This window comes from Burkholderia sp. HI2761, assembly GCF_002223355.1.
Classification (GTDB): Bacteria; Pseudomonadota; Gammaproteobacteria; order Burkholderiales; family Burkholderiaceae; genus Burkholderia.
This window is the reverse complement of sequence record NZ_NKFN01000003.1, coordinates 119,505-143,397: the sequence shown is the minus strand read 5'-3', so window position 1 is coordinate 143,397 and position 23,893 is coordinate 119,505. Positions and strand designations below refer to the sequence as shown.

The following is a 23,893-nucleotide window of genomic DNA, read 5'->3' as shown; positions in this document are numbered from 1 at the left end:
GCCGCGAACCCGCCGGGCTCGCGCTCTCAGGTCAACAACCCGGCGCTCACGACTGCTCGTCCGGCCTCACACCCAGCAACTCGCGAATGTGCGACAGCGAGCCGTCGTCCTTCACGACGCTCTCGAGCCACTTGTGCAGCGGCATGTCGGCCCATTCGGCCGCCTTGTCGGCGAGATACGCGACCGGGCTGTGCGGCTCGGTCTGACGGAAATAGCGCGCCACCGCACGCAACTGGTCGACAGCCTGCGCGCGGTTCTGGATGCCGGCGATCATCTGCGTCACCGGAGGACGCGAAGCGGTCTGCTGCTGCACGTGAGTCTCCTCGGTCTGGATCGAATTGCCGAAAACCGGCTCGATGCGTTCGGGCTGGGCCTGCGGCGCCGACGGCGTGTGCGGCGCGCTGCCCGTATATCCTTGCTCGCGCGCAAATCGCTCGGCGAGCCGGTACACGGTCTCGAACGCGTCGCGCGCCTGCCGGAAGCTCGGCGCCGAATCGCCCGCCCGTTCGACGAGCCGCTCCTCGAACGCATCGAGCGCGAATTCGAAGGCCTTCAGGTTCGCCAGCAGCGTCGTGTAGAACGCGATCGACGTCACGCGCCGCGACGCATCGATCTGCTCGATCGACGGCTTGCCGCGCGCGATGTCGTCCGCGTGGTCGGGGTCGCGCTTGATCGACTGCGCGACGTGCTGCGCGACTTCCCAGTCGAGCGTGCTGAACGCATTCGATGCGCCGTCCGTCAGCGGCACCGCACGCAGCAGCTCGGCCGTGCGGCCGGACAGCCACGCGACGTTGCCGAGCCGGTGCTCGATGTCGTCGTCCTCGGGCAGCGGGTGGAAGGTGTCCCAGAACTCGCGGCACAGGCCCTCGAGCAGCGCATAGCCTTCGGTGAGGCCCGTGATGCCGTCCTCGAGCGCGAGCGCCTCGGTCAGCCATACGGCGAGCCGCAGGTCCTTCGTGCGCGTGCGCAGCAGCTCGCCCGCATGATCGACGACGAAGCCCCAGTCGGCCTCCTTGATCTCGGTCACCCATTCGCCCTGGTCGAGCGTCGGGTCGTCATAGCGCCGCGCGTCCTGGATCGCGTCGAATTCGTTCGAAAACAGCAGGTCGTCGCCGCTGGGCGACGCCTCGCTGACCGGCGTCAGCAGCTCGGGGAGATTGATCGGCATGGTTCAGTGAATCCGTTGATGCATGAGATGTCGCGCGCGGCGCTCATTCGACCGTATAGGCGAATTCGCCGGCCTCGTCCGCGCGCACCGCGATGCGCGCGATGGCCGCGCCGTCGGCGATCCGCCCGAGCACGTGGCCCGCGATCTCCGGCAGCAGCGTGCCGTTCAGGATGTGGTCGACGTTGCGGGCGCCCGAGTCGACCTCGGTGCAGCGCGCGAGCACCGCCTCGACGAGCGATTCGTCCCATTCGAACGCGGCCTTGTGGTTCGTCTCGATCCGGCGGCGGATGCGTTGGAGCTTCAGCTCGATGATCTCGGCCAGCACGTCGTCGGAAATCGGGTAGTACGGGACGACCTTCATCCGGCCGAGGAACGCCGGCTTGAAGGTCTTGTACAACTGCGGACGCAGCGTCTCGGCGAGCGCGTCCGGATCGGGCAATTCCTCGGCCGGCTTGTTCAGGCAGGCCTGCATCACCGCGGCCGAGCCGACGTTCGACGTCAGGATGATCAGCGTGTTGCGGAAGTCAATCTCGCGCCCTTCGGCGTCGTCCATCGCACCCTTGTCGAACACCTGGAAGAACATTTCGAGCACGTCCGGGTGCGCCTTCTCGACCTCGTCGAGCAACACGACGGAATACGGGTTGCGGCGCACGGCCTCGGTCAGCACGCCGCCTTCGCCGTAACCGACGTAGCCCGGCGGCGAACCCTTGAGGCCCGACACGCTGTGCGCTTCCTGGTACTCGCTCATGTTGATCGTGACCATCTTGCGCTCGCCGCCGTACAGGATGTCGGCCAGCGCCAGCGCCGTCTCGGTCTTGCCGACGCCCGACGGCCCGACGAACATGAACACGCCGCGCGGCTTGTTCGGATCCTCGAGGTTCGCGGTCGCGGTGCGCACGCGCTGCGCGATCGCCTCCAGCGCATGGTCCTGGCCGATCACGCGCGCGCCGAGCAGCGACTGCAGGTTCAGCACGGTGTCGATCTCGTCCTTCACCATCCGGCCGAGCGGAATGCCCGTCCACGCGGCGACGATCTCGGCGACCACGTGGCCGTCGACCTGCAGCGGCACCATCGGCTCGCCGCCCTGTAGCGCATGCAACGCCGCGACGCGTTCGGCGAGCTTGTCGCGGGTGGCCTGCACGTCGACGGGCTGGCCGTCTTCCGACGGGCCGCGCGCGCGGTCGAGCGCGTCGCGCAGTTCGGTGATCTCGGCGACGATCACACGCTCGGCTTCGTAGCGTTCCTCATCCTTCGCCAGTTGTGCGAGCGCCGTGTCGCGCGCGCCGCGCAGCTCGCCGAGCCGCTCGTCGTGCACCGCACCGCCCGCCGCCTCGCGCTCCAGCGACGCGATTTCCGCATCGATGCGCTCGATGCGCTTCTTGGTATCGTCGATCGCGGCCGGCGTCGCGCTGTGCGCGAGCGCGACCTTCGCGCACGCGGTGTCGAGCACGCTGATTGCCTTGTCCGGCAACTGGCGGCCGCTGATGTAGCGATGCGACAGGCGCACGGCCTCGGTGATCGCATCGTCGAGAATCCGCACGTTGAAATGCTTCTCCATCAGGCCCGACATCCCGCGCAGCATCGCGGCGGCCAGCGGCTCGCTCGGCTCCTCGACCTTCACGACCTGGAAGCGCCGCGCGAGCGCCGCGTCCTTCTCGAAGTACTTCTTGTATTCGCTCCACGTCGTCGCGGCGATCGTGCGCAGCTCGCCGCGCGCGAGCGCCGGCTTCAGCAGGTTCGCCGCGTCGTTCTGGCCGGCCTGGCCGCCCGCGCCGATGATCGTGTGCGCCTCGTCGATGAACAGGATGATCGGATGCGCGCTCTTCTTCACCTCGTCGATCACGCTCTTCAGACGGTTCTCGAACTCGCCCTTCACGCTCGCGCCGGCCTGCAGCAGCCCCATGTCGAGCACGTGCAGCGCGACGCCGCGCAACGGCGGCGGCACGTCGTCGGCCGCGATCCGCAGCGCGAGCCCTTCGACGACCGCCGTTTTGCCGACGCCGGCCTCGCCGGTCATGATCGGGTTGTTCTGGCGGCGGCGCATCAGGATGTCGATCGCCTGGCGGATCTCCGCTTCGCGGCCGATCACCGGATCGATCTTGCCGTCGCGCGCGCGCTGCGTGAGGTTGGTCGTGTACGTATCGAGCGCGGGCGTCTTCGACGGGCCGGCCGCGGGCGCCATGCCGTCGCCGGCCGGCGCGACGTCGCTGCCGTCGTCGTCCGCCTGGCGCGGCTCGGCTTCGCTCGAACCGGCCATGATTTCGTCGAACTTGTGCTTCAGGTCCGTCACGTTCATTTCCGCGAACCGCGACGACATCCGTTGCGCGAACTGCGCGAGATCCGGCGCGGTCAGCAGCGCGAGCAGCAGGTGCCCCGAACGGATGCGGCCGAGCTGCGAATCGAGCGACGCGATCAGCCACGCCTGCTCGAACAGCGCGATCAGATGCACGGAGAACACCGGCGTGCGCGTGTTGCCCGTCTTCAGGCGCGTCAGCTCACGTTCGAGATCGGCATGCAGCGCATGCGGATCGACGCGGCTCGCGCGCAATGCGAGCGGCAGATCGCCCGTCGCTTCGTCGAGCAACGCGAGGAACAGGTGCTCCAGATCGACCTCGTAGTGGCCGCGCGCCAGGCACGCGCTCGCCGCGCGCTCGGTCGCGTGGCGGCACAGCGGGTTCAGTTTCGTGATCAGGGTCTTCAGAGGCGTGCTCATGGCGTCGATCTCAGGTTCGATTGCTTGTTGTTGTCAGGGTCAGTGAATCACGTGCAGTTCGTAGCGGGCGTCCGAGCGGTCCTCGAGCGCATCGCGCGTGCACAGGAACGCATCCCAGCCGAGCCGCGAGCCCGCACCGAGCACGCTCGCGCCGACTTCCGTGCGCTTGAGCACGAGCTTCACCTCGTACTCGAGCGTGACGCCGGCGAGCAGCGTCAGCATCCGCTCGAGCGCGACGGCGTGCGCGCCGCCGGGCAGGAATGCCTCGTAATCGCGCTTGGACAGCGGGCCGACGACGATCCGCGCGCGCATGTCGCGCTGCCACACGCGTTCGCCAACGAGCGCCGTCGCGCCGAGCACCGCGTTGACTTCGCCCAGCACGCTCAGTTGATCGGGCGGCACGTCGTACCACTTGCCGACGAACTGGTCGATCTTCACCGGCACGCGGAAATAATCGGACAGCGTGCGCTGCAGGTACGCGGCCGACATCGGCCGGTGCCGCGCGGCGAGCGCGTAGCCGGCCACGGCCTCGTCGAGCACGCCGCCCGGGCCGGCGGCGAGACTGTCGCGCACCTCGTCGCTCGGCACGCCGGCGATCGCGAGCAGCAGCGGCAGGTAGCGCTCGTCGCGGTCGAGTTCGTAATGGAACGGCAGCCGGTACTTCTTCCACGCCGCGTAGAACAGCGCGGTCGCGCGATTCGAGAACACGTCGAAGAACGCGCGCGCCGCATGGTCGCGCCTCAGGTGCTCGCGCGCGACGATCTGCTCGGTGTAGTGCAGGGGCAGCGCGCCCTGCCCGCCGAGCAGCCCGAAGAACGCCGGCGTCAGCTCGACGCGTCCGAGCTCGCCGGCGGCCAGCGCGGCGCCGCGCTGCTCGCCGGAGTTCAGCGGCATGCCGCCGTCGTCGAACGAGCGCGCGCCCTCGATCTCGCTCGGCGGGAAGCCGAGCGATAGCGTGTTGCGGAATGCGATGCGCTGCGCGACCACGTCGCCCTGCCGCCACGCGCCCGGCGCATCCGACGCCTGCCGCGCGAACAGCCCTTCGAGCACGCGCACCGCCTGGAAGAACTCGAAGCGATGCGGTTCGTCGAGCAGCGCGTCGACTACGCCAGGATCGATTCGCCGGTTCGGGGCTTGCATCGAATGATCTCCTCGCCGGTGCGCTTCGACACGGCGACCAATTGAACGAAACTGTTGAGGTGGACGTACAGCCCGAAGAAGCTGTCGAGCACGCGCACGAACGACGCGAGGCTCGCGCCGACGAAGTGTTCCTCGTCGATCGTCAGCCGGATCTCGATGCCGCGCACGAACGTCGCGAACGGCTTGCCGGGCAGCCACTGCACGGCGCCGCGCTGCTCGACGCCGGCCAGGCCGTCGATCTGGCGCATCGACACGGCCGTGCGTCGCAGGTCGTACAGCGTCAGCATTTCCTTCAGCGGCGCGAGGCCGTGCGCGACGAGCGACACGTGGTTGAGCGCGAGGTGCGACACGAGCCGCCAGTGCGCGGCGCGACCGCGCTCGAAGCGCACGCTTTGCGTCGGGCGACGCAGCAGCGAGACGCCGCTCGTCTGCGCGCCGCCTTCCTGGAACAGGTCGCCGCCCTCGAGACCGAACGCCAGCATCGCCGGCAGGTCGCGGTTCGTGCAGGTCAGGTCGAGGCTCAGCGTGTCGGTCTGCGGCGACGTCGGCTCGAAGTCGATGTCGACGATCGAGATCTCGGTTTCGTAGCCGGGGCTTTTCTGGGCGACCCAGTCGTTGCGGCGCGCGAACCAGTAATGCCCGATCCGCGCCGATTCGCCGTGATGCAGCGAATAGAACGGCCGGAACTCGATCACCGATTCCTCGTGCGCCTGCTGCCGGACGAGCTTCACCGAGTCGATCGAGTACACCTCGTACGCGAACGCGCGCCGCGCCTCGGCGATCACCGGATACGACACCGCGCGGTGCGTGATGCGGATCGGCTCGCCGTGCTGGCGGAACAGGTTGACGATCGGCGTGCAGAACAGCCGGAAATGGCTCGCCGTCAGCAGTTCGAGCAGGCGCGCGACGTGCGAATCGCTGCGCACGTCCTGCAGCACGAGGTGCAGCGTCGCGCGCTGGCAGCGGCCCGATGCGCGTGCGATCGCCGCGAGGTCGAAGTCGACGAAATCGAACTTGTCGGGGAACGCGAAGTATTCGGTGAGCAGCCGGTACGCGGGATGCGATTTCGCCGGATAGTCGATCAGCGCGTCGTCCTCGGCGAAGCCGGCCTGCGCGATCGGCAGCTTGCGCAGCGCGGTCCAGCGGCCGTTACGCTCGGGCTCGACGTACGCGCCGAGCACGTTGACGAACAGGCAGTCGGTCAGCGCGGCGACGAACGACTGCTCGCCGTGCAGGTGCGCGCGCAGCGTCGACAGCTTCAGCGCGCCGAGATCGAGCTGCGCGGCGAGCGATTCGAACGTGATCGAGATCACGCCCGTCGCGTTCGACGGCAGCACCGTCGCGCTCGGCGCGAGCGCGACCGGCGTATAGCGCGCCTCCGAGATGCGGATCGGCGCGAGCGTCACGTCGTAGGCGGTGCGGAACCGGCACTGCACGCCGCGGATCGGGCGGCTCTTCAGCTCGGTGCCGCGATCGATCACGACCGGTTCGGTCTGCTGGCCGGGGGAAGCCGGCGTGAACTGCGCGATCGAGCACGACGGGAACGGCCGCAGGTAGTGCGGATACAGCACTTCCAGCAGCGCTTCGGTGAATTCGGGGTAGTCGTCGTCGAGCTTCTTGTTGATGCGCGCGCCGAGCAGCGCGAACGACTCGATCATCCGCTCGACGTGCGGGTCCTCGCAATGCTCGCCCGACAGCGCGAGGCGCGCGGCGATCTTCGGATAGCGTTCGGCGAAATCTCGCGAATAGCGCCGCAAAAACGATAATTCGCGTTCGTAATACGGCAGCAATTCTTCCATCGACGACCCCGAACCTCAATATTTCATGCCGGACCTGATTGACCACCGGGCGGTCCGGCCCGCTCGGCGGCTTGATTTACTGCATTCGTGCCGCGCGTGCGCGCGTGACCGAGTATTGCAGCGTCGACGGTTGCAGCATCGCGTCGAAACTCACCGGCTCCTCGGCCGGATGCACGACGAGCAACGCCTGGATCGCGAAGTAGAGCGCGTTGGTCGCCTGCTCGTTCAGCTCGAACGTCACCTGCACCTGCTGCAGGCGCGGCTCGTGGCGCGCGATGGCCTGCTGGATCGACTTGCAGATGAACGCGCGGTCGTAGTGGCTCGCGAGGCTGAGCCCCGCAAAATCGTTCAGCCCGTAGGTCAGCACCGATTTCTGGCATTCCGGCAACGCGGCCAGCTCGTTCTCGGTGTGCGCGATACGGGTGTTGAGGATCGCCTCGACGTCGCGGGCGACCGTGTTCTTGAGCTCGTCCAGCGACAATTGCCGCATCGCGGCCGTTGCCGGCAGATGCGGTTCGTCGTCGAACAGCTTGTCGAGAAAACTGGGTTCGAATCGTTTCATCGGTCGGAGTGCACAGAGCAAAACGGCAACGGGACGCGACGCGCCCCGTTGCCGCAACCGACCTTAGACCGCGTAGGTCTTGTCGTTCTTCGTCAGGCTCCAGGCGCCTTGCGTGTTGCCGCCCTGGTTGCCGCCGATCTTCTGCTGGGTTTGCTTCCACTGCACGGCTGCGTACTTCAGCGAGAACGTCTCGAGCGGCAGACCTTCCTCGCGAACGCTCGGGGCGATGCTCGAGATGATCACGTACTTGAGCTTGACTTCCAGATACTGCACGCGCTTGCCTTCACCGTCGGCGCGCGAGAAATGGACCGTCACTTCGTCAAACGTGGTACCGCCCGAAGCGTGCTGATACAGCAGCGGGCTCGACGAATCGATTTCCTTCGTGAAGATCATGTCGCCGTGCTCGCAACGCGTCATCGTGTGACCGCCAGCGGTCGATGCGGTTGCCGAACGCGGCTGAACGATCGAGTGATCCCACGATTTCAGTTCGATCCAGCCCTGATGGTCTTTGTCCGCGGACTCGCCTTTCACCGCGGGACTACCAAACTGCAAGTGCATATGTAACATGGCCCTTCGACTCCCCAAAGAGGTGGTTTTAACGTCCTACCCAGGCGGCCCGCCCGGGCGATTTACTCGCTTATGAATTTGCCGGTTTGGGCAGATCAGCGACAAGTCGCAGAGAAATCGAGAGCTCGTCGAGCTGAAAGTGCGGGCGCAGGAACGCGACCGAACGATACGAGCCCGGCTTGCCCGGAATCTCCGACACTTGTATGGATGCCTCGCGCAGCGGGAATTGCGCTTTCTGTTCCTGCGAGGCGTTGTCGTCGAGCAGGACGTACTGCGAAATCCACCGGTTGAGGAAAGTCTCCACGTTCTGCGCCGATGCGAAGCTGCCGATCTTGTCCCGCATCATCGCCTTCAGGTAATGCGCGACGCGCGATACCGAGAAGATGTACTGAAGCTGGGCGGACAGGACGGCGTTTGCATTCGCGCTGTCGGTGCTGTATTTCTTCGGCTTCTGCACCGACTGCGCAGCGAAGAACGCGGCGTAATCTGAGTTCTTGCAATGGACGAGCGGGATGAAGCCGAGGTCGCTCAGTTCCTTCTCGCGGCGATCGGTGATCGCGATTTCGGTCGGGCACTTCAGCGCGACTTCACCGTCGTCGGTCTTGAACGTGTGGGTCGGAAGGTCCTCGACGAGGCCGCCGCCTTCGACGCCGCGGATCGCCGCGCACCAGCCGAAGTCGTCGAACGCGGCCGTCAGGCGTGCCGCAAAGGCCCATGCCGCGTTGCACCACAGGTACTTGTCGTGATCGGTGCCGTCGACTTCCTCGACGAAGGTGAAGTTCTCCGCGGTCTGGCCGTCCTTCGGATTGAACGGCAGGCGGCCGAGGAAGCGCGGCAGCGTCAGGCCGACGTAGCGCGAATCCTCGGCGTCGCGGAACGACTTCCACTTCGCGTATTCGACGGTGTCGAACACCTTGCCGAGGTCGCGCGGCTTGCCGAGGTCGGAGAACGACTCGAGGCCGAGCAGTTCCGGCGACGCCGACGCGATGAACGGCGCGTGCGCGGCCGCCGCGACGTGCGACATCTGTTCGATGAAGTACATGTCTTCCGGCTGGCGCGAGATCTCGTAATCGCCGATCAGCGCACCGAACGGCGAGCCGCCGAACGTGCCGAATTCCTCTTCGTAGACCTTCTTGAACAGCGCGCTCTGGTCGAATTCGCTCGCGCCCTTGAAATCGCGCACGAGGTCGCGCTTCGGTGCGTGCAGCGCCTTGATCTTGATCGTCTGGCCCGTGTTGCTTTCCTTGACCAGATAGTCCATCCCGCGCCACGTGCTTTCGAGACGCTGGAATTCCGGCGCGTGCATCACGGCGGAAAGCTGCGTGGAAATCAGGCGGTCGAGTTCCGCGACGCGCGCGTCGATCGTGGCCGACAGGTTGTCCGACACGATCACCGTGCCGTCGAGCACCTGGTGCACGAGTTCGCCGATCAGGTCCTTCGCGCGCGCATGCTCGGAATCGGATTTCGCGACCTTGCTCTTCTCGACGATGTCGTCGAGCAACGAAGTCCCGGCGGCGTATTCCGCGCCGCTCGCTTGGGCCGCAGCCGTTTGCTGGTTCATCTCAACACTCCGTCGTCATTCGCCGTCTTTGTCGCTGCCGGTGCCCTTCGCGAGCTCCTGCAACTGCTGCGTGTTCTTCAGCACCTCGGACAGCAGATCCTCGAGCTTGTCGTTGCCGGCAAGCTTGTTGCGCAGGTCGGCGAGCTTCGAGCGCGCCTCGAGCAGGCGGCGCAGCGGCTCGACCTGTTCGACGACTTCGTCCGGGCTGAAATCCGACAGCGAGCGAAACTTTAGGTCGACCGCGAACTTGCCGCCTTCCGGGCTCAGGCGGTTTTCCACCTGGAACGCGGCACGCGGCTCGATCGCCTTCATCACGTCGTCGAAATTGTCGCGGTCGATGTTGACGAACTTGCGGTCGCGCAGCTTCGGCTGCTCGATTTCGGACTGACCCGCCAGATCGCCGACGACCCCGACGACGAACGGCAGCTCCTTCACCTCGATCGCATCGCCCTTCTCGACCTCGTAGGTCAGCTGGACGCGCGGCGGCCGTATTTTCTGCAAGCTTTTCTGAATGCTTTCTTTCTTGGCCATCTCGACGGCTCCCAGGTTAGTTGTGGTTATCGCGTCAGTTGCGGTTTCAGTTGCGCAGCGCGCCGAACGGATCCGCGCTGCCCTTTTGCGCCGGGGGCTGCGTCGGCGTGGTCGACGCAGCCGCCTCGGCGGCCGGTGCGGCACCGCCCTTCGGACGATGGACGACGCGGCGCGGCGTGCGCGTTTTCACGGTCTTCGTTTCCGGCGGGAACAGCGCCGATTCGCCGAGCGTGTCGCGCAGTTGCTTCGCGAGCGCCTGCGCGTCGGACTTCGCGTCGCCCGCGAGCGACGCATCCTGGCGCAGCTCGCCGAGCGACTGCGTCGCGATCCGCAGGCCGGCGACGGCCAGCACGCTCTTCGCCTGACGGTCGGTCGCGTCGCGCTGCAGCGCTTCCTGAGCGGCGACGATCGCCTGGCCGTAGTGATTTTGTGCGAACTGGATTTGCGCGATGCGCGACCACGGTTCCTCGCGCGTCGGATCCGACTTCGCGAGCTGCTGGTACAGGCCGAGCGCCTTGTCCTGGTCCCCCGCCTTCGCGACGGCGTCCGCATCGGCCAGCGACTTGTTGAACACTTCCGCAGTCGGCGGCGCGGGAGGCTGGCTCGCACAGCCGGCGATCACGCCACAAGCCACCACTACCCCAGACAGTTTTGCGAACAGACGGTCTTTCATCGTTATATCCACCGGCGCGTGAGTTTTAAATCGTTGAGAATCTGGTTCTTTTGCTTTGCAAGATGCGCGCGGGTATAGTACCGATCAATTTTTCATAATTCAATCGTCGTGTGAAGAGTAATTCCTTTTAAAACCGGGCGCTACCCCCTCGAATGGCCTCTCGCCACGGGCTCGCGGCGGTTTTTTCTTTCGACCGGAATGCGCAAGTTTTACTGGCCGCACGACGCGCCGCCCGGATAGCGGAAAAAATTTCCGAACGCTTGCCTGGCGCGAGCGTGCTTAATAGTTGAATGGTGCAGTGTCGGGGATACGCGGCGAACGCGGCAAAACCCGGCAGTTTTGACAGGGATAAAGGCGGCACGCCGGAAAAACGATGAGATCGTCCATGATTCGCTACGCGCTGCCGCTGGTTGCCTGCGCCCTTCTGGCCGGATGCGCGGCCGCCCCGCTGCTCGGCTCGGCCGCGAGCGCCGTGATGTCCGCGGCCGGCATCGGCAAGCCCGAGGTGCCCGACGCGCAGAAGCCGCCGCGCAACATCGGGCTCACGCTCGCCGCCGCGCCGAACCTGAATGCCGCGACCGACCACAAGCCGCTCGCGCTCGTCGTCCGGCTCTATGCGCTGAAGGACCCGACCTCGTTCCAGCAAGCGCCGTTCGATGCATTTACCGATCCGACCAAGGAAAAAGCCGCACTCGGCGCCGATTTGCTGAACGTGCGCGAAATCACGCTGATTCCGGGCCAGCGCTATACGGCGACCGAGAAAGTGTCGCGCGAAGCGCAGGCATTCGGCATCGTCGCGCTGTTCCGCGATCCCGCACTGCAACGATGGAAACTGACGTTCGATCCGGTGAAGTCGGAGAAATCCGGCATAATCATCGGCCTGCATAATTGCGCGATGACGGTCACCGACGGCACGGTCATCGCCCCGCAACAGGGTGCGCCTTCGCAACCGCTGAATATGCTTTCTTCGGTGACCTGCGGTTAAACATGACGCACGAATGTCAATTAACAAGAATTAACACTCGGCGATTTAATTCGGGCACGAACAAATCGATTACGTCGCAACGCCACATTAACCGGATTTGACATGAGTTATTCGGCCAAGGTGCTGTGGGGGGAAGGGCTGTTCCTCCGGCCTCAACACTTTCAGCGGCAGGACGCGTACCACGAGGCGCGCCTGTTCGAGTCCATCCAGGCGATCCAGCCGTACAACTGGGGCGTGCGCTCGGTGCGCATCGATCGCGACGCGCTCGGCAGCAACGTGCTGCGGGTGGCCGAGCTCGCGCTCGTGTTTCCGGACGGCGCGCTGTATGCCGCGCCGCAGGCCGACGACCTGCCGCCGCCGATCGCGCTGGATACGTTGCCCGACGGCATCAACGAATTCGTGTTCTATCTCGCGCTGCACCCGCTGCGCGAGAACGGCACCAACTACAGCGACGATCCGGCCGCCGGCTTCATGACGCGGTTCGTCAGCGAGCAGACCAGCGTCGCCGACAACTTCACCGACGCCGCCGAAGCCGACATCACGTTCCTGAAGACGCAGGTCAAGCTGATCGCGCACAGCGAGCCGCGCGACCAGCTGCTGTCCGTGCCGCTCGTGCGCGTGCGCCGCACCGCGACGTCCGGTTTCGAGATCGACGACAACTTCGTGCCGCCGTGCCTCGCGATCGAAGCGTCGCCGATCCTGCACCAGCGGCTGCGCCAACTGGTCGACGCGCTGCAGGCGAAGGTGAACGCGCTGTACGGCTTCCACCGCGAGCCGTCGAAGAACATCATCGAATTCCGTTCCGGCGACATCGCGTCGTTCTGGCTGCTGCACACCGCGAACGCCGCGTTCGCGACGCTCGCGCACCTGCACCAGCACGCGGCGCTGCATCCGGAGCGGCTGTTCCAGGAACTGCTGCGCCTCGCGGGCCAGTTGATGACCTTCTCGAAGGGCTATACGCTCGCCGACCTGCCCGTGTACCGCCACGACGATCCGGGCCCGAGCTTCGCGCGCCTCGACCTGATGCTGCGCGAATTGCTCGACACCGTGATCTCGACGCGCTATTTCGCGATCACGCTCGACGAGGTGCGCCCGTCGTTCCACCTCGGCCGCCTCGATTCCGGCAAGATCGACGACAAGACCGAGTTCTACCTCGCGGTGTCGGCGGACATGCCGAGCGTCGAGCTCGTCGACGCGGTGCCGGCCCGCTTCAAGGTCGGCGCGCCCGACGACGTCGACAAGCTCGTGCTGTCGGCCATGCCCGGCGTGCGGCTGTCGTACACGCCGCAAGTGCCGCCCGCGATTCCGGTGCGCCCCGGCGCGTGCTACTTCGCGCTCGATTCGCGCAGCCCGCTGTACGAGCGCATGCTGCAGGCCCAGTCCGCGATGATCTACGCGCCGACTGGCATCAATGACCTGAAATTCGAACTGATCGCGGTCACATCATGAGTTACGCGCCTTCCCTGTTCGGCGACAACGTGCCGCCGCCAATGCATAGCCCGGCGTCCACGGACGCCGCGTTCCAGGCCCGCTCGCTGCTCGATTTGCTGTACGACGGGTTCTTCATGCTGTTCCTGCTCAAGAACGGGCGGGAGCCGGACAGCGCCAGCGAGTTCAGCACGCGGATCCAGGAATTCCTGTCGGATTTCGAGCGCGGCGCGAAGAAGCTGAATATCGCCGCCGAGGACGTGTACGGCGCGAAGTTCGCGTTCTGCGCGGCCATCGACGAGATGGTGCTGTCGTCGCAGTTCAAGATCCGGGCCGACTGGGAACGCCGGCCGCTGCAGCTCGTGCTGTTCGGCGAGCAGCTCGCGGGCGAGAAGTTCTTTCAGTATCTCGAGGAAGGCCGTGCGCAGGGTGCGGCCCGGCTGCAGTCGCTCGAGGTGTTTCATATGTGCCTGCTGCTCGGGTTCCAGGGCAAGTATCTGCTCGAGGGGCCGGAGAAGCTCGCTTATCTCACCGCGCGGCTCGGCGACGAGATCGCGCATATGAAGGGCAAGCGCGCTGCGTTTGCTCCGCATTGGCCGCTGCCGGATCAGATCGCGCATCGGTTGAAGCGGGAGGTGCCGGTCTGGGCAATCGGGACCGTGTTCGCGCTCGTTGCGCTGCTCGGGTATCTCGGGCTCAACACCTATCTGAAGGACAAGACGCTGCAGACGTTGGCGCCGTATTCGCAGGTGATCAAGGTCGGGCCGGAGTCGGCTAATTTGACGATTTCGTTGCCGTAACAGGCGCGCGTTTTTTCGAATGCCGCTTCATGAAAAAAGGATCGCGCGGCGGTCCTTTTTCGTTTCTGCCCCCCGCTTCCTCTGGACTGCTGCAAAGATCGATCGCGTACCGATACGTCACGCCGTCCAGACATCTTCATAGCCGGCATCGTCGGTGATGAAGCGTGCGCCGGCCGGTAATCGCAGATATGGCAGAACCGATGGCAGGTAGGTCGACAGGTGTGCGGCATGCAACGGCTGATAGAAATCGGCGGCGTCCGAGTATTCGCCGCAATGGAAAAACCAGCCGACGTTCTCGCCTTCGGACAGCGCGATGCGCGTGCCGTAGACGGGCATGCGCCCGAGCGTCGACATCGCGACGGCGACCATCTCCTCGGGCTCGGCCGCGTGCAGGCCGTAGCGTGCGCAAATCGCTTCCTGTTGCGCGCGCAATGCTGCCGCATCAGCTGCCATGTTCATTTCCTTCCTGTCGCGCAGCGAATCAGCCGGGTTGCCAGCATAACCGTGGATCGGCGCCGCCAGTGGATACGAAATAGGCTGCCGCCTGCGTCGCCGTTGTACGGTCGACGCACTGCCGCGCCGGATAGCTGCCTCGCTGGCCGCCTGCCACGAGTTCGATCGTTTCGTCTGCCGGTGCTTCGGGTGTCGTCAGGTTCAGCAACGCGGCGTCGATCTCCGATGCGATAAAGACGACGTATCGGCCGTCGCGGCCACCGCCAATCGTCATCACCGTTGCGTCGCTAGCGTCGAAGGCGACGGTCGAGCGATCGCGACCGTTCAGTCGTTCGACGGCCGTGATCGCTTGCGCGGAGTCGTCGCACGGGGCTTCCGTCACGTGCGAACGGTTGCCGACGGTTGTTTGCTCGATCACTTTCGTTGTTCGCATTCGCCGGCGTGTTGTCAGAACAAGATAAATGCGTCGTTCTCGACGTAGAAGACAAACGCGTCGAGCAATTGTGCGACGCTTGGCTCGTCGACCTGATCGTGTGCGTTGATCACGATGTGCTCGATCGTCGCGCTGTCCAGTGTGACTTTCCAGCCAGGCTGGGCCGCCATGGCAAGCGCAACGTCTGCTTCCGCGTCATCAGCATCTTCAAAAAACGCCCCCTCGGTGTCGAGCGCCCACGGCATCGGCGGCAAATACAGCCTCCCCGAGAAATCGCCAGGGCGTTCGAGAATATGTTGCAGCGGTACTTGGGTCGGGGAGGCGATCGACATGGGGAATGCGGTGGTATCCGGAGGATTGCGTTGATTCGGCCGCGATAACTTCGCGGCAGGCCGTGATTATGCCAATTTCACGCGGGCATGATCGGCAGGCTTCCGTTGCAGCTGCAGGCGGGTGGGGGGCGCGCTGCAGGTCGATCGAAAGCGCGGTCGGATCGACCGTTTGACGAGCCTATACCGGCTATATCGGTTGTCCAAAATACACAATGTCAAACGCATCGATCCAGTGCACGAACTCGTCAGCCACCGTATTACGTCAACGCGGCGCGGAATCGATCCGCCGGTCGGACGCAAACAGGACTGTTCCTTGCATCGAAGCACCGTGAATGGTCAACATGATCAAACGGCCAAGCTTCCCGGAAAACGCAGCGCGCCTACAGGTTCCGGGGTCTTCGATATCGTCGAAAAACATGACACCCCATGCAGTCAGATCCGTTTCTCGACAAGGGGTATATCCCCAATCCGCGATCTTGGTCGGGTGGACCTGAAACGCGGCGTCGAGAGAAGCGTAGTGGATCGTCACCGGTACGGATAATCAAGGCTGGTAGTGAATACTCGGTCGACCTTGAAAGTCGTGAGCGAGTAGCGGGACGCGGGCGTAGGGTGTTTGACGTTCAGCATGATCGGCTCGTAATTCGCTTTCGTGTACTGCGCAGGCCTGCCATCGACTTGCTGGTTGTACGGATAAGCTGCCGCATCCTTTAACATCGGCGCAACCTTGGTGCGCACAACCTGAACCATGACATTCCACGTCAGCACGTTGAATGCCGCCTTGTCAGCTTCGATATCAAATCCCCGCCCCGTCCGTATCCTCGAGTCCGACTCCGATCCATGTTCAAAAACAACTCCGACTTTCACCACAAACACTCATACTGCCACGATGAGACATATCTGTTAAATATTCCAATCAAGAGCGGCAAAATTTTGCTCTATATTTTCGTATCGACCCCATCGGTCCAACATAATTATTCACCTCAACGTCTCTCAGATCAAAATCTGCATTCGGCTCTCTCCCAGCCAGAGCAACAAAAAGGTCATGCACAAATCGCTCCTTATCCTCCACCTCATCCAAAGGAATTTCCTGAGGCAACAACCCTCTCCAATTAGCCTCACACGAATGAGACGCCAACACATACTCCAAGACATCCAAAACTTTGGATCGAGAGATCGGCCCAAACCTGTCAAATCTCGCTTTCATTTCCGCAAACAATCTACCTAGATGATTTTCATCATTAATATAAAAATCATCCAATTCATCATCCCTCATAGAATAGAGATAATAATATAATGGCCCAATATAGCTAAAATTAATGACTTTCTTCATAACGATGGCAGCTTAGGAAATGCCGTGACAATATTTCCATCTCGACGAACAACAGTAACCTCTGACGTACTACTACTGCCCCACCTCCTTTTCGATAGCCTTCGCCTACAGCTCTGCCCATATCGAACGTTACAGAATTTTCCCCGCTCGCATTCATTTTTGCTGTGCCGCGTTGAATAGCATCCCAATTGGCCAACATTACTCACAAACCGCGTCGAGTCGGTCGAGGACGCTTAGGACACGGGCAGTCGGGCGGAATTCCCGTCATCGCACGATGTTCTTGCTGAGTCAGGGTTGTCCCTGCGCCATGACGAGAATACGCATGCCCGCCGCCTTTTGCGTCGATATCTTGCAAAATACTACCTGCGCGACGGTTCGCGCGATTTCCAGCTAAGCCTAAAGGGTCGACCCATTCGGTACCATTTGGTGCATATTGATATACATTAATGCCGCCAGCCAATCCGATTGGATCTTTGGAGACGAACCTCCCGAATATCGGATCATAGTATCGATTTCGGTTATAGTGCAGTCCCGTTTCGTCATCAAAGTGCTGCCCTTGGAACCGCAGCGGATTCTTTGCCACGATCCCCGCCGCCTTCGACGCCCGCGCAATCACCTCCCGCGCTTCACCCCACGCCTTGTACGACGCTTCCCACACGACGTCTCCGTCGTTGTCTGTCAGCAACTGAGGCGTACCGATCTGATCGCAGTGGTAATAGAACACCGCCGCATCGCCCCGCCGCTCCGGCACCCTCTGCAGCGGATCCTCCTCCGGCACATAGCGGTCGGTACTCTTCCACTCCGGCGTCACGATTCCTTCGACCGGCCCCGCCACATACTGCGCCAGCGGCACGAACGTCCCCGGCTCGTAGAGATAGTGCGTGCCGCGCTCGCCGTCGCTCTCGTACGCCAGCGTGTCACCATCCCACCCGAACACCGTCCGCTCGCCGTTCACCTCCTTCGCAATACGCCGACCGAACGCGTCATAGAAATACCGCGCCTGACTCTGTCGCACCGTCTCGGCAACGCGCGCAGACAGCAAGCGATTGAAGTCATCCCATTCGTATTCCTGCTCGCCCGCAGGCGTACGCTTGCGCACCAGATTCCCGCGTGCGTGGTATTCGTGATGCCATACGTAGCTGTGCCGGTCGCCGAACAGATCGTAGACGTGATGTTCACGCACGAGATTGCCGACCGGATCGAAGAAGAACTGCACGCGGCTGTACCGGTTCGCGTCTATCAATCTGCCGCTCCGATCGTAGGCAAACCGCTCCTCGCGACGCGCTTCAGCTGACCTTATCAATCAAAGTGAGACCGGCCGTGCGGCAACAATTTCGCTGTCCAATAGCGCCAAGGGCAGCTCGCGCGGCCTTTTTCCTACACCGACGACTCAAAATACCAAGTCAAGAAGTCGTTAAACGTAGCCCAGCGGGCCGGGACCTTTCTTTTTATAAAATCATTTAGCACCAAAATATCAATATCGTAGACGACGCTATCACCCTTGTCGTACAGGTACATCCCCCCGCTTTCATCCGATGTTAAAGCCAAATACTTTCCTTGAATACCGTACCGATCCCTAACATACTCCGTCTGATCCGGGATTGCGGGAATAGATGCCCCCTCGATATCAAGCAACTCCGCAACAAGCCGCGGGCTTATAAAGCCCCCCCTGATACTTGAGATAGAACTGTCTAAAATCAGTATCTGGAGCAATGCCAAGGTTCTGAAGTGTCCTCATGGCTGTTTTCGGATTCCTCCTAGCGATGTCGCCAGTAGATCTAGCCAGATACCGCTCGACTGCTGACGGAATCACTGATTGCATCCTCCATTTTTTGATGGTGTTCGCCTCTGCCGCCCGATCGTGCCAGTATTGTTTTCGATCAATATCAAAGACATCACGATCAACGGGAAAATCGGGATTCTTTTGGTTGCCATACAGATGTAGTGCCTTGACGAATATCTCTCAGGCTTGACCGACGAGACCTACCACACGGATCGCAACAGAAGCGAGCGAGATCAAACAGAAAATTTGTGTAATGATTCTTGAATTTGCCGAATGAAACATCCTTTTCTAGCGCATTCACCTCAAGCGACTCGATCTCACTTATTCCCGATTATCATTCACTCCTTCACTCCTTCACTCCGTCACACACTCCCAATTTCCGCATCACTTGAGCACAAGAGGGACAGAATTTCAAATGATCTCCATAATTTCAAATAGTTGTTGATTTTGCGCCTTGAGCAATGCCTTTCAACCCATCATCTGACTTGACATTATTTCCTGCGGCAATTTAACCAAGTACATCGGGTTCCCCACAATAACCATGAGTAAATGGAGAACGCTGGTCCTCAGGAACAGCGCCGTAAAGATCTTGGGCCACCAGATGCTGAGTTTCGCCTCCGCCCGCATTCTCGCTACAACCAACTCCAAACGGAGGCGGCAGAGGACGGTTGCAGCACGGGCAATTCCCTTGCTACAGCATCATTTTGCGAACCTGAACGTCGTCGGCAATGACGGTTAATAATGGTTCGTCGGTCCAGGCGCAAATAAAACTGAACTCTCTGAACCCACCGACCGGCTCCTCCACCGCGATGCATACTTCTGAGAGAAATGAACTCGCGGAACTTTCCGCCAAATGAGATAAATCCTGCCCCTCTGGTGAAAATGCCTTCATCCCAAGGACCCTATGGAAGATCACATCAAAGGCTTCGTAGTCAGTTTTAACTGAGACGGCCAGGCTGCTCCCCCGGTAAGCGAATGCTTCGATCTGACCATCCGCGACAAGAATTTCGCTACTTTTCACTTTTACCCTCCCGGAAAATTTTCTCCCGGAGTAAAGCCAGTGCCACTTCCTGGCGTATAACCATCCGGTTTTGATTTGCTTATAGCTCCACGACGCGCGGCTTGGCCCCAGCTTAGACCATCTGGCTTAGTTTCAACATGGTAATGCGCGCCATGATGACGTGGATTAAAGCCCCGCGAACATGGACACAACCCTTCTGGATGGCTTTCATAACGAATACGTGTGTTGCTGTTGGGGAACCACGTATATCGAGGCGTTCCATCCGGCGTCGCGCCAATCTTAGGATCGACACCCAGGACTTTGGTCATATCATCTGGATTCGAGGGGAACGTGCCAGTCAGCCCAAGCGGATCAATCCAAGTAATTGGATTCGGCGCGTACTGGAAGACGTTGATGCCACCGGCTAGACCGATTGGATCGTTCGATACGAAGCGCCCCGAACTTGGATCGTAGTACCTGTGGCGGTTATAAGCGAGCCCCGTCTCCTCATCAACCTGCTGTCCCTGAAACCGCAACTGGTTCCTGGGCACAATCCCCGCCGCCTTCGACGCCCGCGCAATCACCTCCCGCGCTTCACCCCACGCCTTGTGCGACGCTTCCCAGACCACATCGCCATCGTCGTCCGTCAGCAACTGAGGCGTACCGATCTGATCGCAGTGGTAATAGAACACCGCCGCATCGCCCCGCCGCTCCGGCACCTTCTGCAGCGGATCTTCCTCCGGCACATAGCGGTCCGTGCTCTTCCATTCCGGCGTCTCGATCCCTACTACCGGCCCCGCCACATACTGCGCCAGCGGCACAAACGTCCCCGGCTCGTAGATATAGTGCGCCCCGCGCTCGCCGTCGCTCTCATACGCCAGCGTGTCACCATCCCATCCGAACACCGTACGCTCGCCGTTCACCTCCTTGGCGATCCGACGGCCGAACGCGTCGTAAAAATACCGCGCCTCGCTCTGCCGCGACGTCTCCGCAACCCGCGCCGCCAGCAAGCGATTGAACTCATCCCACTCATATTCCTGCTCGCCCGCCGGCGTACGCTTGCGCACCAGATTCCCGCGCGCGTCGTACTCGAAGTGCATCCCCGCATACGCCTTCAGCAGGTTGCCCAGCACCTTCGGCACCTCGGCCGGCAACGTACTTTCCGGCCGCACGGGGCTCGGACGGGACGCAGGTGCCTCCGCGGACCGCACCGGATCGATGATGTTGCTCGCCGGATCGAACGCAAACCGCTCCTTCGCGACCGGGCTGATCGCTTCGATCAATCGCCCGACCGGATCGTATCGATAGTCGGTCCCGCCCTTGCGGCTGTCCTCGATCCGCGACAATTGCCCCGCCGCGTCATAGCGATACCGCCGCTCGGCAAGCGGCGCCGGCGACGTCGATCTCTGGATCGTCTGCTGCAGCACGCGTCCGGCCGGATCGTAGTGGGTGCGCTGCCCGACCTTGCTCGACAGCACGCGTACCGTCTCCCGATGAAGGTCATCGCGTTCGAACTGCACACGCTCCTCGCCATCGAGCAGCATCCCGTGCACATGCCCCGAGCCGTACATCAACCAGTCGACCGCATGACCGTCTGGCCGCACGGTACGTCGCCGGTTACCGAGTTCGTCGTATTCGTGATGCCAGACGTAGCTGCGCCGTTCGCCGAACAGATCGTAGGCGTGATGTTCGCGCACGAGATTGCCGGCCGGATCGAAGAAGAACTGCACGCGGCTGTATCGGTTCACAGCGTCGATCAACCTGCCGCTCGGATCGTAAGCAAACCGTTCCTCGCTTTCCCCCGCGGCGCGCTTCATCAGACGGCCATTCGCATCGACGTCAATCGACGTCACGCACCCCGCTTCGTCAATCGAAACGAGGCTGCCGCTTTCCTTGTCGTACTCGTAACGCGTCGACTTGCCGTCGAAACCAACTTCCTCGATCAACCGCCCTGCCGGATCGTAGTGGAACTGGTACGTCGCGAAGTTCGCATCGGTCAGCGCAGTCAGGCGACCGAGACGATCGTAGCGATACGCAATCGTCTGCCCGAGCGCGTCGGCGCGGTTCGCGATACGGCCCGCTGCGTCGTAGCCGTATCGCGTCGAGCGGTTGAGTTGATCGGTATGCCGCAACAAGCGTCCTTCGGCATCGTATTGCACCTGCTCGACACCAGCCGGCGAGCGAACCTCCGTCAATTGACCGTTCGGACCATAGCCATAAGCAACAACGCCACCAGCCGCGTCCTTTGTCTCGATCACGCGGCCGATATCGTCGTAGCGCCACTCCGTCTTCTTTCCGGAACAATCCGTGTAACTCGTGAATTGCCCTGCATCGTTGTATTCGAGCGCTTTCGAGCCGCCCTTCGCATCGATGATCTGCGTCGGCAATCCCTTGTCGTTGTAGACGTACTTCGTCGAGTGCTGGAGCGGATCGACTTCCTCGACGAGGTTGCCCGCATCGTCGTACTTGCGCTGCCAGACATGGCCGTTCGGATCGACGAGCCGGATCATCTGATCCTTGTCGTCGTACGCCATCTCGACGATGCTGCCATCCGCCCGCTCGTGCTGAACCAGATTGCCGCGCGCGTCGTATTCCCGCCGTTCGATACTGCCGTCCTGCCGGATATGCAGCAACAGATTGTGATGGGCATCGCGCCGGAACCACTCCTGGTTACCGTCCGGATACACGATCCGGTACACGTAGCCGTGAATGTTGAAGTAGTACCGCGTCATCTGGCCGAGCGCGTCGGTCACGTAGGTCAGACGGATATTCGGATTCCACGCGAGTCGGAGATCGAGGCTGCCGTCATCCGCATATTCGCGGATGCACTTCGCATCGGCATTGTCTTCGGCATCCGCGCCATCCCATTCGAGCGTCATCCCGCGGCCCGTGCGATCGGTATAGCGCGTCACAAGGTGGCGGCGATATTGGTACGTCCGTGCATTGCCATGACGATCGACCGCGCGCACGAGATCGCCGTCTGTATCGTATTCGTAGCTCGCCAGCGTGCGGCGCTCGCCGTCCTTGAGCACCTGCTCGATCTGCACGATCCGGCCATACTTGTCATGCTCGAACGCAAGTACATTGCCGCTCGAATCGATCAGGCGCGCAAGGCGATCGAGCGCATCGTAGTCCAACGTGATCGTGTTCCCGGCGCGATCCTTCTGCATCGCGAGCCGGAACGCGTCGCCCCGGCGCTCGTACACGTGCAGCGCTACGTGGCCGTATGCGATCGTCACCCACGTATCGTCGAGCCGTGACAGCGTCAGGTTCTCCGACAGGTCGTCGTGCACCGCGCCGGCCGCGAGCGCCGGATAGTCGATGCTGCGCCCCTCCGCATCGCGATAGATCCATTGACCATTCTTGATGTCGATCCGCGTCGTATAGGGCGTGATCCATCGCGCACCCAGCTCGCCGTTGTCATACGCGGACAGCCGGGAGCGATACGTGCGCTCCCAAACGAGCGGCAGCGCGCCCGGCAAGTCGAAATCCACGTGCGAGAACGTCTCGTCACCGAATGCGAAATCGATGGATGCCGGCGACGCGCCGAGCCCGCACGCCTTGCACGCGCTCTTCCCAGGCCCTTCGGCCGGGGCTTGCCCGCCGACTTTCTCCAGCCCTTCCTGCCCCCGCGTCTTCTTCGCCTGGCTCGTCCCGCCCGCCTTGACGTCCGCGCTCTGCTCATGGAGTTTCGCGCGCGCCTTGACGCGCGCAACGGCCTCGATCAGTTGCAAGACCAACCACATCATCTTGCCTTCTTCGCTACCGGCGAGCGAACGGATCGATGTCGCGATCTTCGGCGCCTCGGTCCGAAGGAACGTCACCGTGCCGCGAAACGGCTCGAGCCACGCATCCGGGGCGAGCTTCGCCATCGTGCCCGCCGTCTTGTTGACGACCTCCTTTCCGAGCGCCTTGGTGCCCTCGTACGCGAACTGGATGCCGTCACCGACCCGACTCGGGCTGTACCACGGCCGGTCGTCCGCCATCTTCTTCGCGAGCTGTTGCTGGCGCTTCAGATTGGCGTTGGCATCGAAGAGCTGCCCGTGCAGCGCCTTGTCCATGCCGGTCGCCAGCGCGATCATGAGCTCCTCGGATTTCGACGCGCATCCATCGAGCAGCTCGACGAGGCCGGCCTTCAGCTTGTTGAGAAAATCCTCGATCTCGGTCGCGCAGGTCGCGTTGATATGCGTGACCAGCACGGAGATGATCGCCGCGCCGAGATTGTTGCGCGTCATCAGCAATTCGTGACGAACGAGCGCGAGCAGCGGACGCGCCGACATTCGGAACGGCGCGAGCGTCGGCGGAATCGGAATGATGCCAAGCAGGTTGATCGCGAGGCTCATGTAGTCGAGCACCTGGCCGCCGCGCTTCTCGACGATTTCGGCAATATCGCCAAGCGCGTCGACCATCGCCATGATGTTGCCGACGATCGGCACCGCGCCGGCAAACGTCTTCACATCCTCGAACGTGATGTGGTTGCCGCTGATCCGGCGCAACCACGCGTCGAAGCGGTTGCCGACCGCGGCGACGTCCTTGGCGGAAACATCGCTGAGCCAGGTAACGGCCTGTTCCTTCTCTGCGCCCGGTGGAAGTTGTTGTGCCATGTTGTTCTTCGTTCGAATCGCGATTTAGTTG

General features: G+C 62.5%; 21 protein-coding genes and 1 pseudogene. 3 read left to right on the top strand and 19 right to left on the bottom strand.

Translation table 11 applies throughout. The features are described 5' to 3' along the window. Window positions 1-46: 46 nt before the first annotated feature. The 9 genes from tssA to CFB46_RS06125 form a co-directional block, all read right to left on the bottom strand. On the bottom strand, window positions 47-1,168 hold the full coding sequence (gene tssA / locus CFB46_RS06165; protein WP_027783383.1) for a type VI secretion system protein TssA: 1,122 nt from the start codon (window positions 1,166-1,168) through the stop codon (window positions 47-49). A 43-nt stretch (window positions 1,169-1,211) separates the two neighbouring features. Beyond that, on the bottom strand, window positions 1,212-3,881 hold the full coding sequence (gene tssH / locus CFB46_RS06160; protein ID WP_089499518.1) for a type VI secretion system ATPase TssH: 2,670 nt from the start codon (window positions 3,879-3,881) through the stop codon (window positions 1,212-1,214). A gap of 39 nt (window positions 3,882-3,920) precedes the next feature. Next, on the bottom strand, window positions 3,921-5,021 hold the full coding sequence (gene tssG, locus CFB46_RS06155; protein ID WP_027783381.1) for a type VI secretion system baseplate subunit TssG: 1,101 nt from the start codon (window positions 5,019-5,021) through the stop codon (window positions 3,921-3,923). After that, window positions 4,985-6,820: a type VI secretion system baseplate subunit TssF gene (gene tssF, locus CFB46_RS06150; protein ID WP_089499517.1), complete on the bottom strand. Its 1,836-nt coding sequence runs from the start codon at window positions 6,818-6,820 to the stop codon at window positions 4,985-4,987. The genes tssG and tssF overlap by 37 nt, the downstream gene beginning before the upstream one ends. A 76-nt stretch (window positions 6,821-6,896) precedes the next feature. After that, complete coding sequence (gene tssE / locus CFB46_RS06145) at window positions 6,897-7,382, bottom strand: type VI secretion system baseplate subunit TssE (RefSeq protein ID WP_027783379.1); 486 nt, start codon at window positions 7,380-7,382, stop codon at window positions 6,897-6,899. A gap of 63 nt (window positions 7,383-7,445) precedes the next feature. Next, complete coding sequence (locus tag CFB46_RS06140; RefSeq protein WP_006477093.1) at window positions 7,446-7,949, bottom strand: Hcp family type VI secretion system effector; 504 nt, start codon at window positions 7,947-7,949, stop codon at window positions 7,446-7,448. Window positions 7,950-8,019: 70 nt separating this feature from the next. Next, entirely contained in the window at window positions 8,020-9,510 is a 1,491-nt protein-coding gene (tssC, locus tag CFB46_RS06135) for a type VI secretion system contractile sheath large subunit (protein WP_027783378.1), read from the bottom strand. 15 nt (window positions 9,511-9,525) lie between these two features. Next, on the bottom strand, window positions 9,526-10,041 hold the full coding sequence (gene tssB, locus CFB46_RS06130) for a type VI secretion system contractile sheath small subunit (RefSeq protein WP_027783377.1): 516 nt from the start codon (window positions 10,039-10,041) through the stop codon (window positions 9,526-9,528). Window positions 10,042-10,087: 46 nt separating this feature from the next. After that, window positions 10,088-10,714, bottom strand: a complete 627-nt coding sequence (locus CFB46_RS06125) for a tetratricopeptide repeat protein (RefSeq protein ID WP_027783376.1) — start codon at window positions 10,712-10,714, stop codon at window positions 10,088-10,090. A gap of 373 nt (window positions 10,715-11,087) precedes the next feature. Between CFB46_RS06125 and tssJ the strand changes: the two genes are divergently transcribed. The 3 genes from tssJ to icmH all read left to right on the top strand — a co-directional run bounded on the left by tssJ (window position 11,088) and on the right by icmH (window position 13,927). Beyond that, window positions 11,088-11,699, top strand: a complete 612-nt coding sequence (gene tssJ / locus CFB46_RS06120) for a type VI secretion system lipoprotein TssJ (protein ID WP_089499516.1) — start codon at window positions 11,088-11,090, stop codon at window positions 11,697-11,699. 102 nt (window positions 11,700-11,801) lie between these two features. Continuing rightward, on the top strand, window positions 11,802-13,148 hold the full coding sequence (tssK, locus tag CFB46_RS06115) for a type VI secretion system baseplate subunit TssK (protein ID WP_027783374.1): 1,347 nt from the start codon (window positions 11,802-11,804) through the stop codon (window positions 13,146-13,148). Beyond that, window positions 13,145-13,927, top strand: a complete 783-nt coding sequence (gene icmH / locus CFB46_RS06110) for a type IVB secretion system protein IcmH/DotU (RefSeq protein ID WP_089499515.1) — start codon at window positions 13,145-13,147, stop codon at window positions 13,925-13,927. Before tssK ends, icmH begins: the two co-directional genes overlap by 4 nt. A 117-nt stretch (window positions 13,928-14,044) precedes the next feature. On the opposite strand, the gene CFB46_RS06105 is transcribed toward icmH, so the two are convergent. From CFB46_RS06105 to CFB46_RS06060, 10 genes and pseudogenes are all read right to left on the bottom strand, one after another. After that, the gene (locus CFB46_RS06105; RefSeq protein WP_089499562.1) at window positions 14,045-14,380 is read right to left on the bottom strand and encodes an immunity protein Imm33 domain-containing protein; all 336 of its coding nucleotides are present in this window, start codon (window positions 14,378-14,380) and stop codon (window positions 14,045-14,047) included. A 28-nt stretch (window positions 14,381-14,408) separates the two neighbouring features. After that, window positions 14,409-14,813, bottom strand: coding sequence for an Imm1 family immunity protein (locus CFB46_RS06100; RefSeq protein WP_089499514.1), 405 nt, complete (start codon window positions 14,811-14,813; stop codon window positions 14,409-14,411). Window positions 14,814-14,827: 14 nt separating this feature from the next. Next, window positions 14,828-15,145, bottom strand: a complete 318-nt coding sequence (locus CFB46_RS06095; RefSeq protein ID WP_089499513.1) for a DUF7716 domain-containing protein — start codon at window positions 15,143-15,145, stop codon at window positions 14,828-14,830. A 262-nt stretch (window positions 15,146-15,407) separates the two neighbouring features. After that, a complete protein-coding gene (locus tag CFB46_RS06090) occupies window positions 15,408-15,674 on the bottom strand; it encodes a hypothetical protein (protein WP_089499512.1) in 267 nt (88 codons plus the stop codon). Then, complete coding sequence (locus tag CFB46_RS06085) at window positions 15,671-16,009, bottom strand: hypothetical protein (protein WP_143751592.1); 339 nt, start codon at window positions 16,007-16,009, stop codon at window positions 15,671-15,673. Before CFB46_RS06085 ends, CFB46_RS06090 begins: the two co-directional genes overlap by 4 nt. A gap of 49 nt (window positions 16,010-16,058) precedes the next feature. Beyond that, on the bottom strand, window positions 16,059-16,475 hold the full coding sequence (locus CFB46_RS35120; RefSeq protein ID WP_143751591.1) for a hypothetical protein: 417 nt from the start codon (window positions 16,473-16,475) through the stop codon (window positions 16,059-16,061). A 391-nt stretch (window positions 16,476-16,866) separates the two neighbouring features. Then, window positions 16,867-17,778 (bottom strand): annotated as a pseudogene (locus tag CFB46_RS06080) (RHS repeat-associated core domain-containing protein); the annotation flags it as partial. Window positions 17,779-17,852: 74 nt separating this feature from the next. Next, window positions 17,853-18,194, bottom strand: coding sequence for a hypothetical protein (locus tag CFB46_RS06075; RefSeq protein ID WP_143751590.1), 342 nt, complete (start codon window positions 18,192-18,194; stop codon window positions 17,853-17,855). Window positions 18,195-18,949: 755 nt separating this feature from the next. Beyond that, window positions 18,950-19,279 carry a hypothetical protein gene (locus CFB46_RS06065; protein ID WP_089499508.1) on the bottom strand — a complete coding sequence of 110 codons (330 nt, stop codon included), beginning with the start codon at window positions 19,277-19,279 and terminating at the stop codon, window positions 18,950-18,952. Between the two features lie 2 nt (window positions 19,280-19,281). After that, window positions 19,282-23,862 (bottom strand): RHS repeat-associated core domain-containing protein, encoded by a 4,581-nt coding sequence (locus CFB46_RS06060; protein WP_089499507.1) that lies wholly within the window; start codon window positions 23,860-23,862, stop codon window positions 19,282-19,284. Window positions 23,863-23,893: the final 31 nt, after the last annotated feature.

What these genes read in the sequence shown, in the direction of transcription:
- tssA (WP_027783383.1), bottom strand. Translation starts at nt 1,168, where the DNA reads ATGCCGATCAATCTCCCCGAGCTGCTGACGCCGGTCAGCGAGGCGTCG.
- tssH (WP_089499518.1), bottom strand. Translation starts at nt 3,881, where the DNA reads ATGAGCACGCCTCTGAAGACCCTGATCACGAAACTGAACCCGCTGTGC.
- tssG (WP_027783381.1), bottom strand. Translation starts at nt 5,021, where the DNA reads ATGCAAGCCCCGAACCGGCGAATCGATCCTGGCGTAGTCGACGCGCTG.
- tssF (WP_089499517.1), bottom strand. Translation starts at nt 6,820, where the DNA reads ATGGAAGAATTGCTGCCGTATTACGAACGCGAATTATCGTTTTTGCGG.
- tssE (WP_027783379.1), bottom strand. Translation starts at nt 7,382, where the DNA reads ATGAAACGATTCGAACCCAGTTTTCTCGACAAGCTGTTCGACGACGAA.
- CFB46_RS06140 (WP_006477093.1), bottom strand. Translation starts at nt 7,949, where the DNA reads ATGTTACATATGCACTTGCAGTTTGGTAGTCCCGCGGTGAAAGGCGAG.
- tssC (WP_027783378.1), bottom strand. Translation starts at nt 9,510, where the DNA reads ATGAACCAGCAAACGGCTGCGGCCCAAGCGAGCGGCGCGGAATACGCC.
- tssB (WP_027783377.1), bottom strand. Translation starts at nt 10,041, where the DNA reads ATGGCCAAGAAAGAAAGCATTCAGAAAAGCTTGCAGAAAATACGGCCG.
- CFB46_RS06125 (WP_027783376.1), bottom strand. Translation starts at nt 10,714, where the DNA reads ATGAAAGACCGTCTGTTCGCAAAACTGTCTGGGGTAGTGGTGGCTTGT.
- tssJ (WP_089499516.1), top strand. Translation starts at nt 11,088, where the DNA reads ATGAGATCGTCCATGATTCGCTACGCGCTGCCGCTGGTTGCCTGCGCC.
- tssK (WP_027783374.1), top strand. Translation starts at nt 11,802, where the DNA reads ATGAGTTATTCGGCCAAGGTGCTGTGGGGGGAAGGGCTGTTCCTCCGG.
- icmH (WP_089499515.1), top strand. Translation starts at nt 13,145, where the DNA reads ATGAGTTACGCGCCTTCCCTGTTCGGCGACAACGTGCCGCCGCCAATG.
- CFB46_RS06105 (WP_089499562.1), bottom strand. Translation starts at nt 14,380, where the DNA reads ATGGCAGCTGATGCGGCAGCATTGCGCGCGCAACAGGAAGCGATTTGC.
- CFB46_RS06100 (WP_089499514.1), bottom strand. Translation starts at nt 14,813, where the DNA reads ATGCGAACAACGAAAGTGATCGAGCAAACAACCGTCGGCAACCGTTCG.
- CFB46_RS06095 (WP_089499513.1), bottom strand. Translation starts at nt 15,145, where the DNA reads ATGTCGATCGCCTCCCCGACCCAAGTACCGCTGCAACATATTCTCGAA.
- CFB46_RS35120 (WP_143751591.1), bottom strand. Translation starts at nt 16,475, where the DNA reads ATGAAGAAAGTCATTAATTTTAGCTATATTGGGCCATTATATTATTAT.
- CFB46_RS06060 (WP_089499507.1), bottom strand. Translation starts at nt 23,862, where the DNA reads ATGGCACAACAACTTCCACCGGGCGCAGAGAAGGAACAGGCCGTTACC.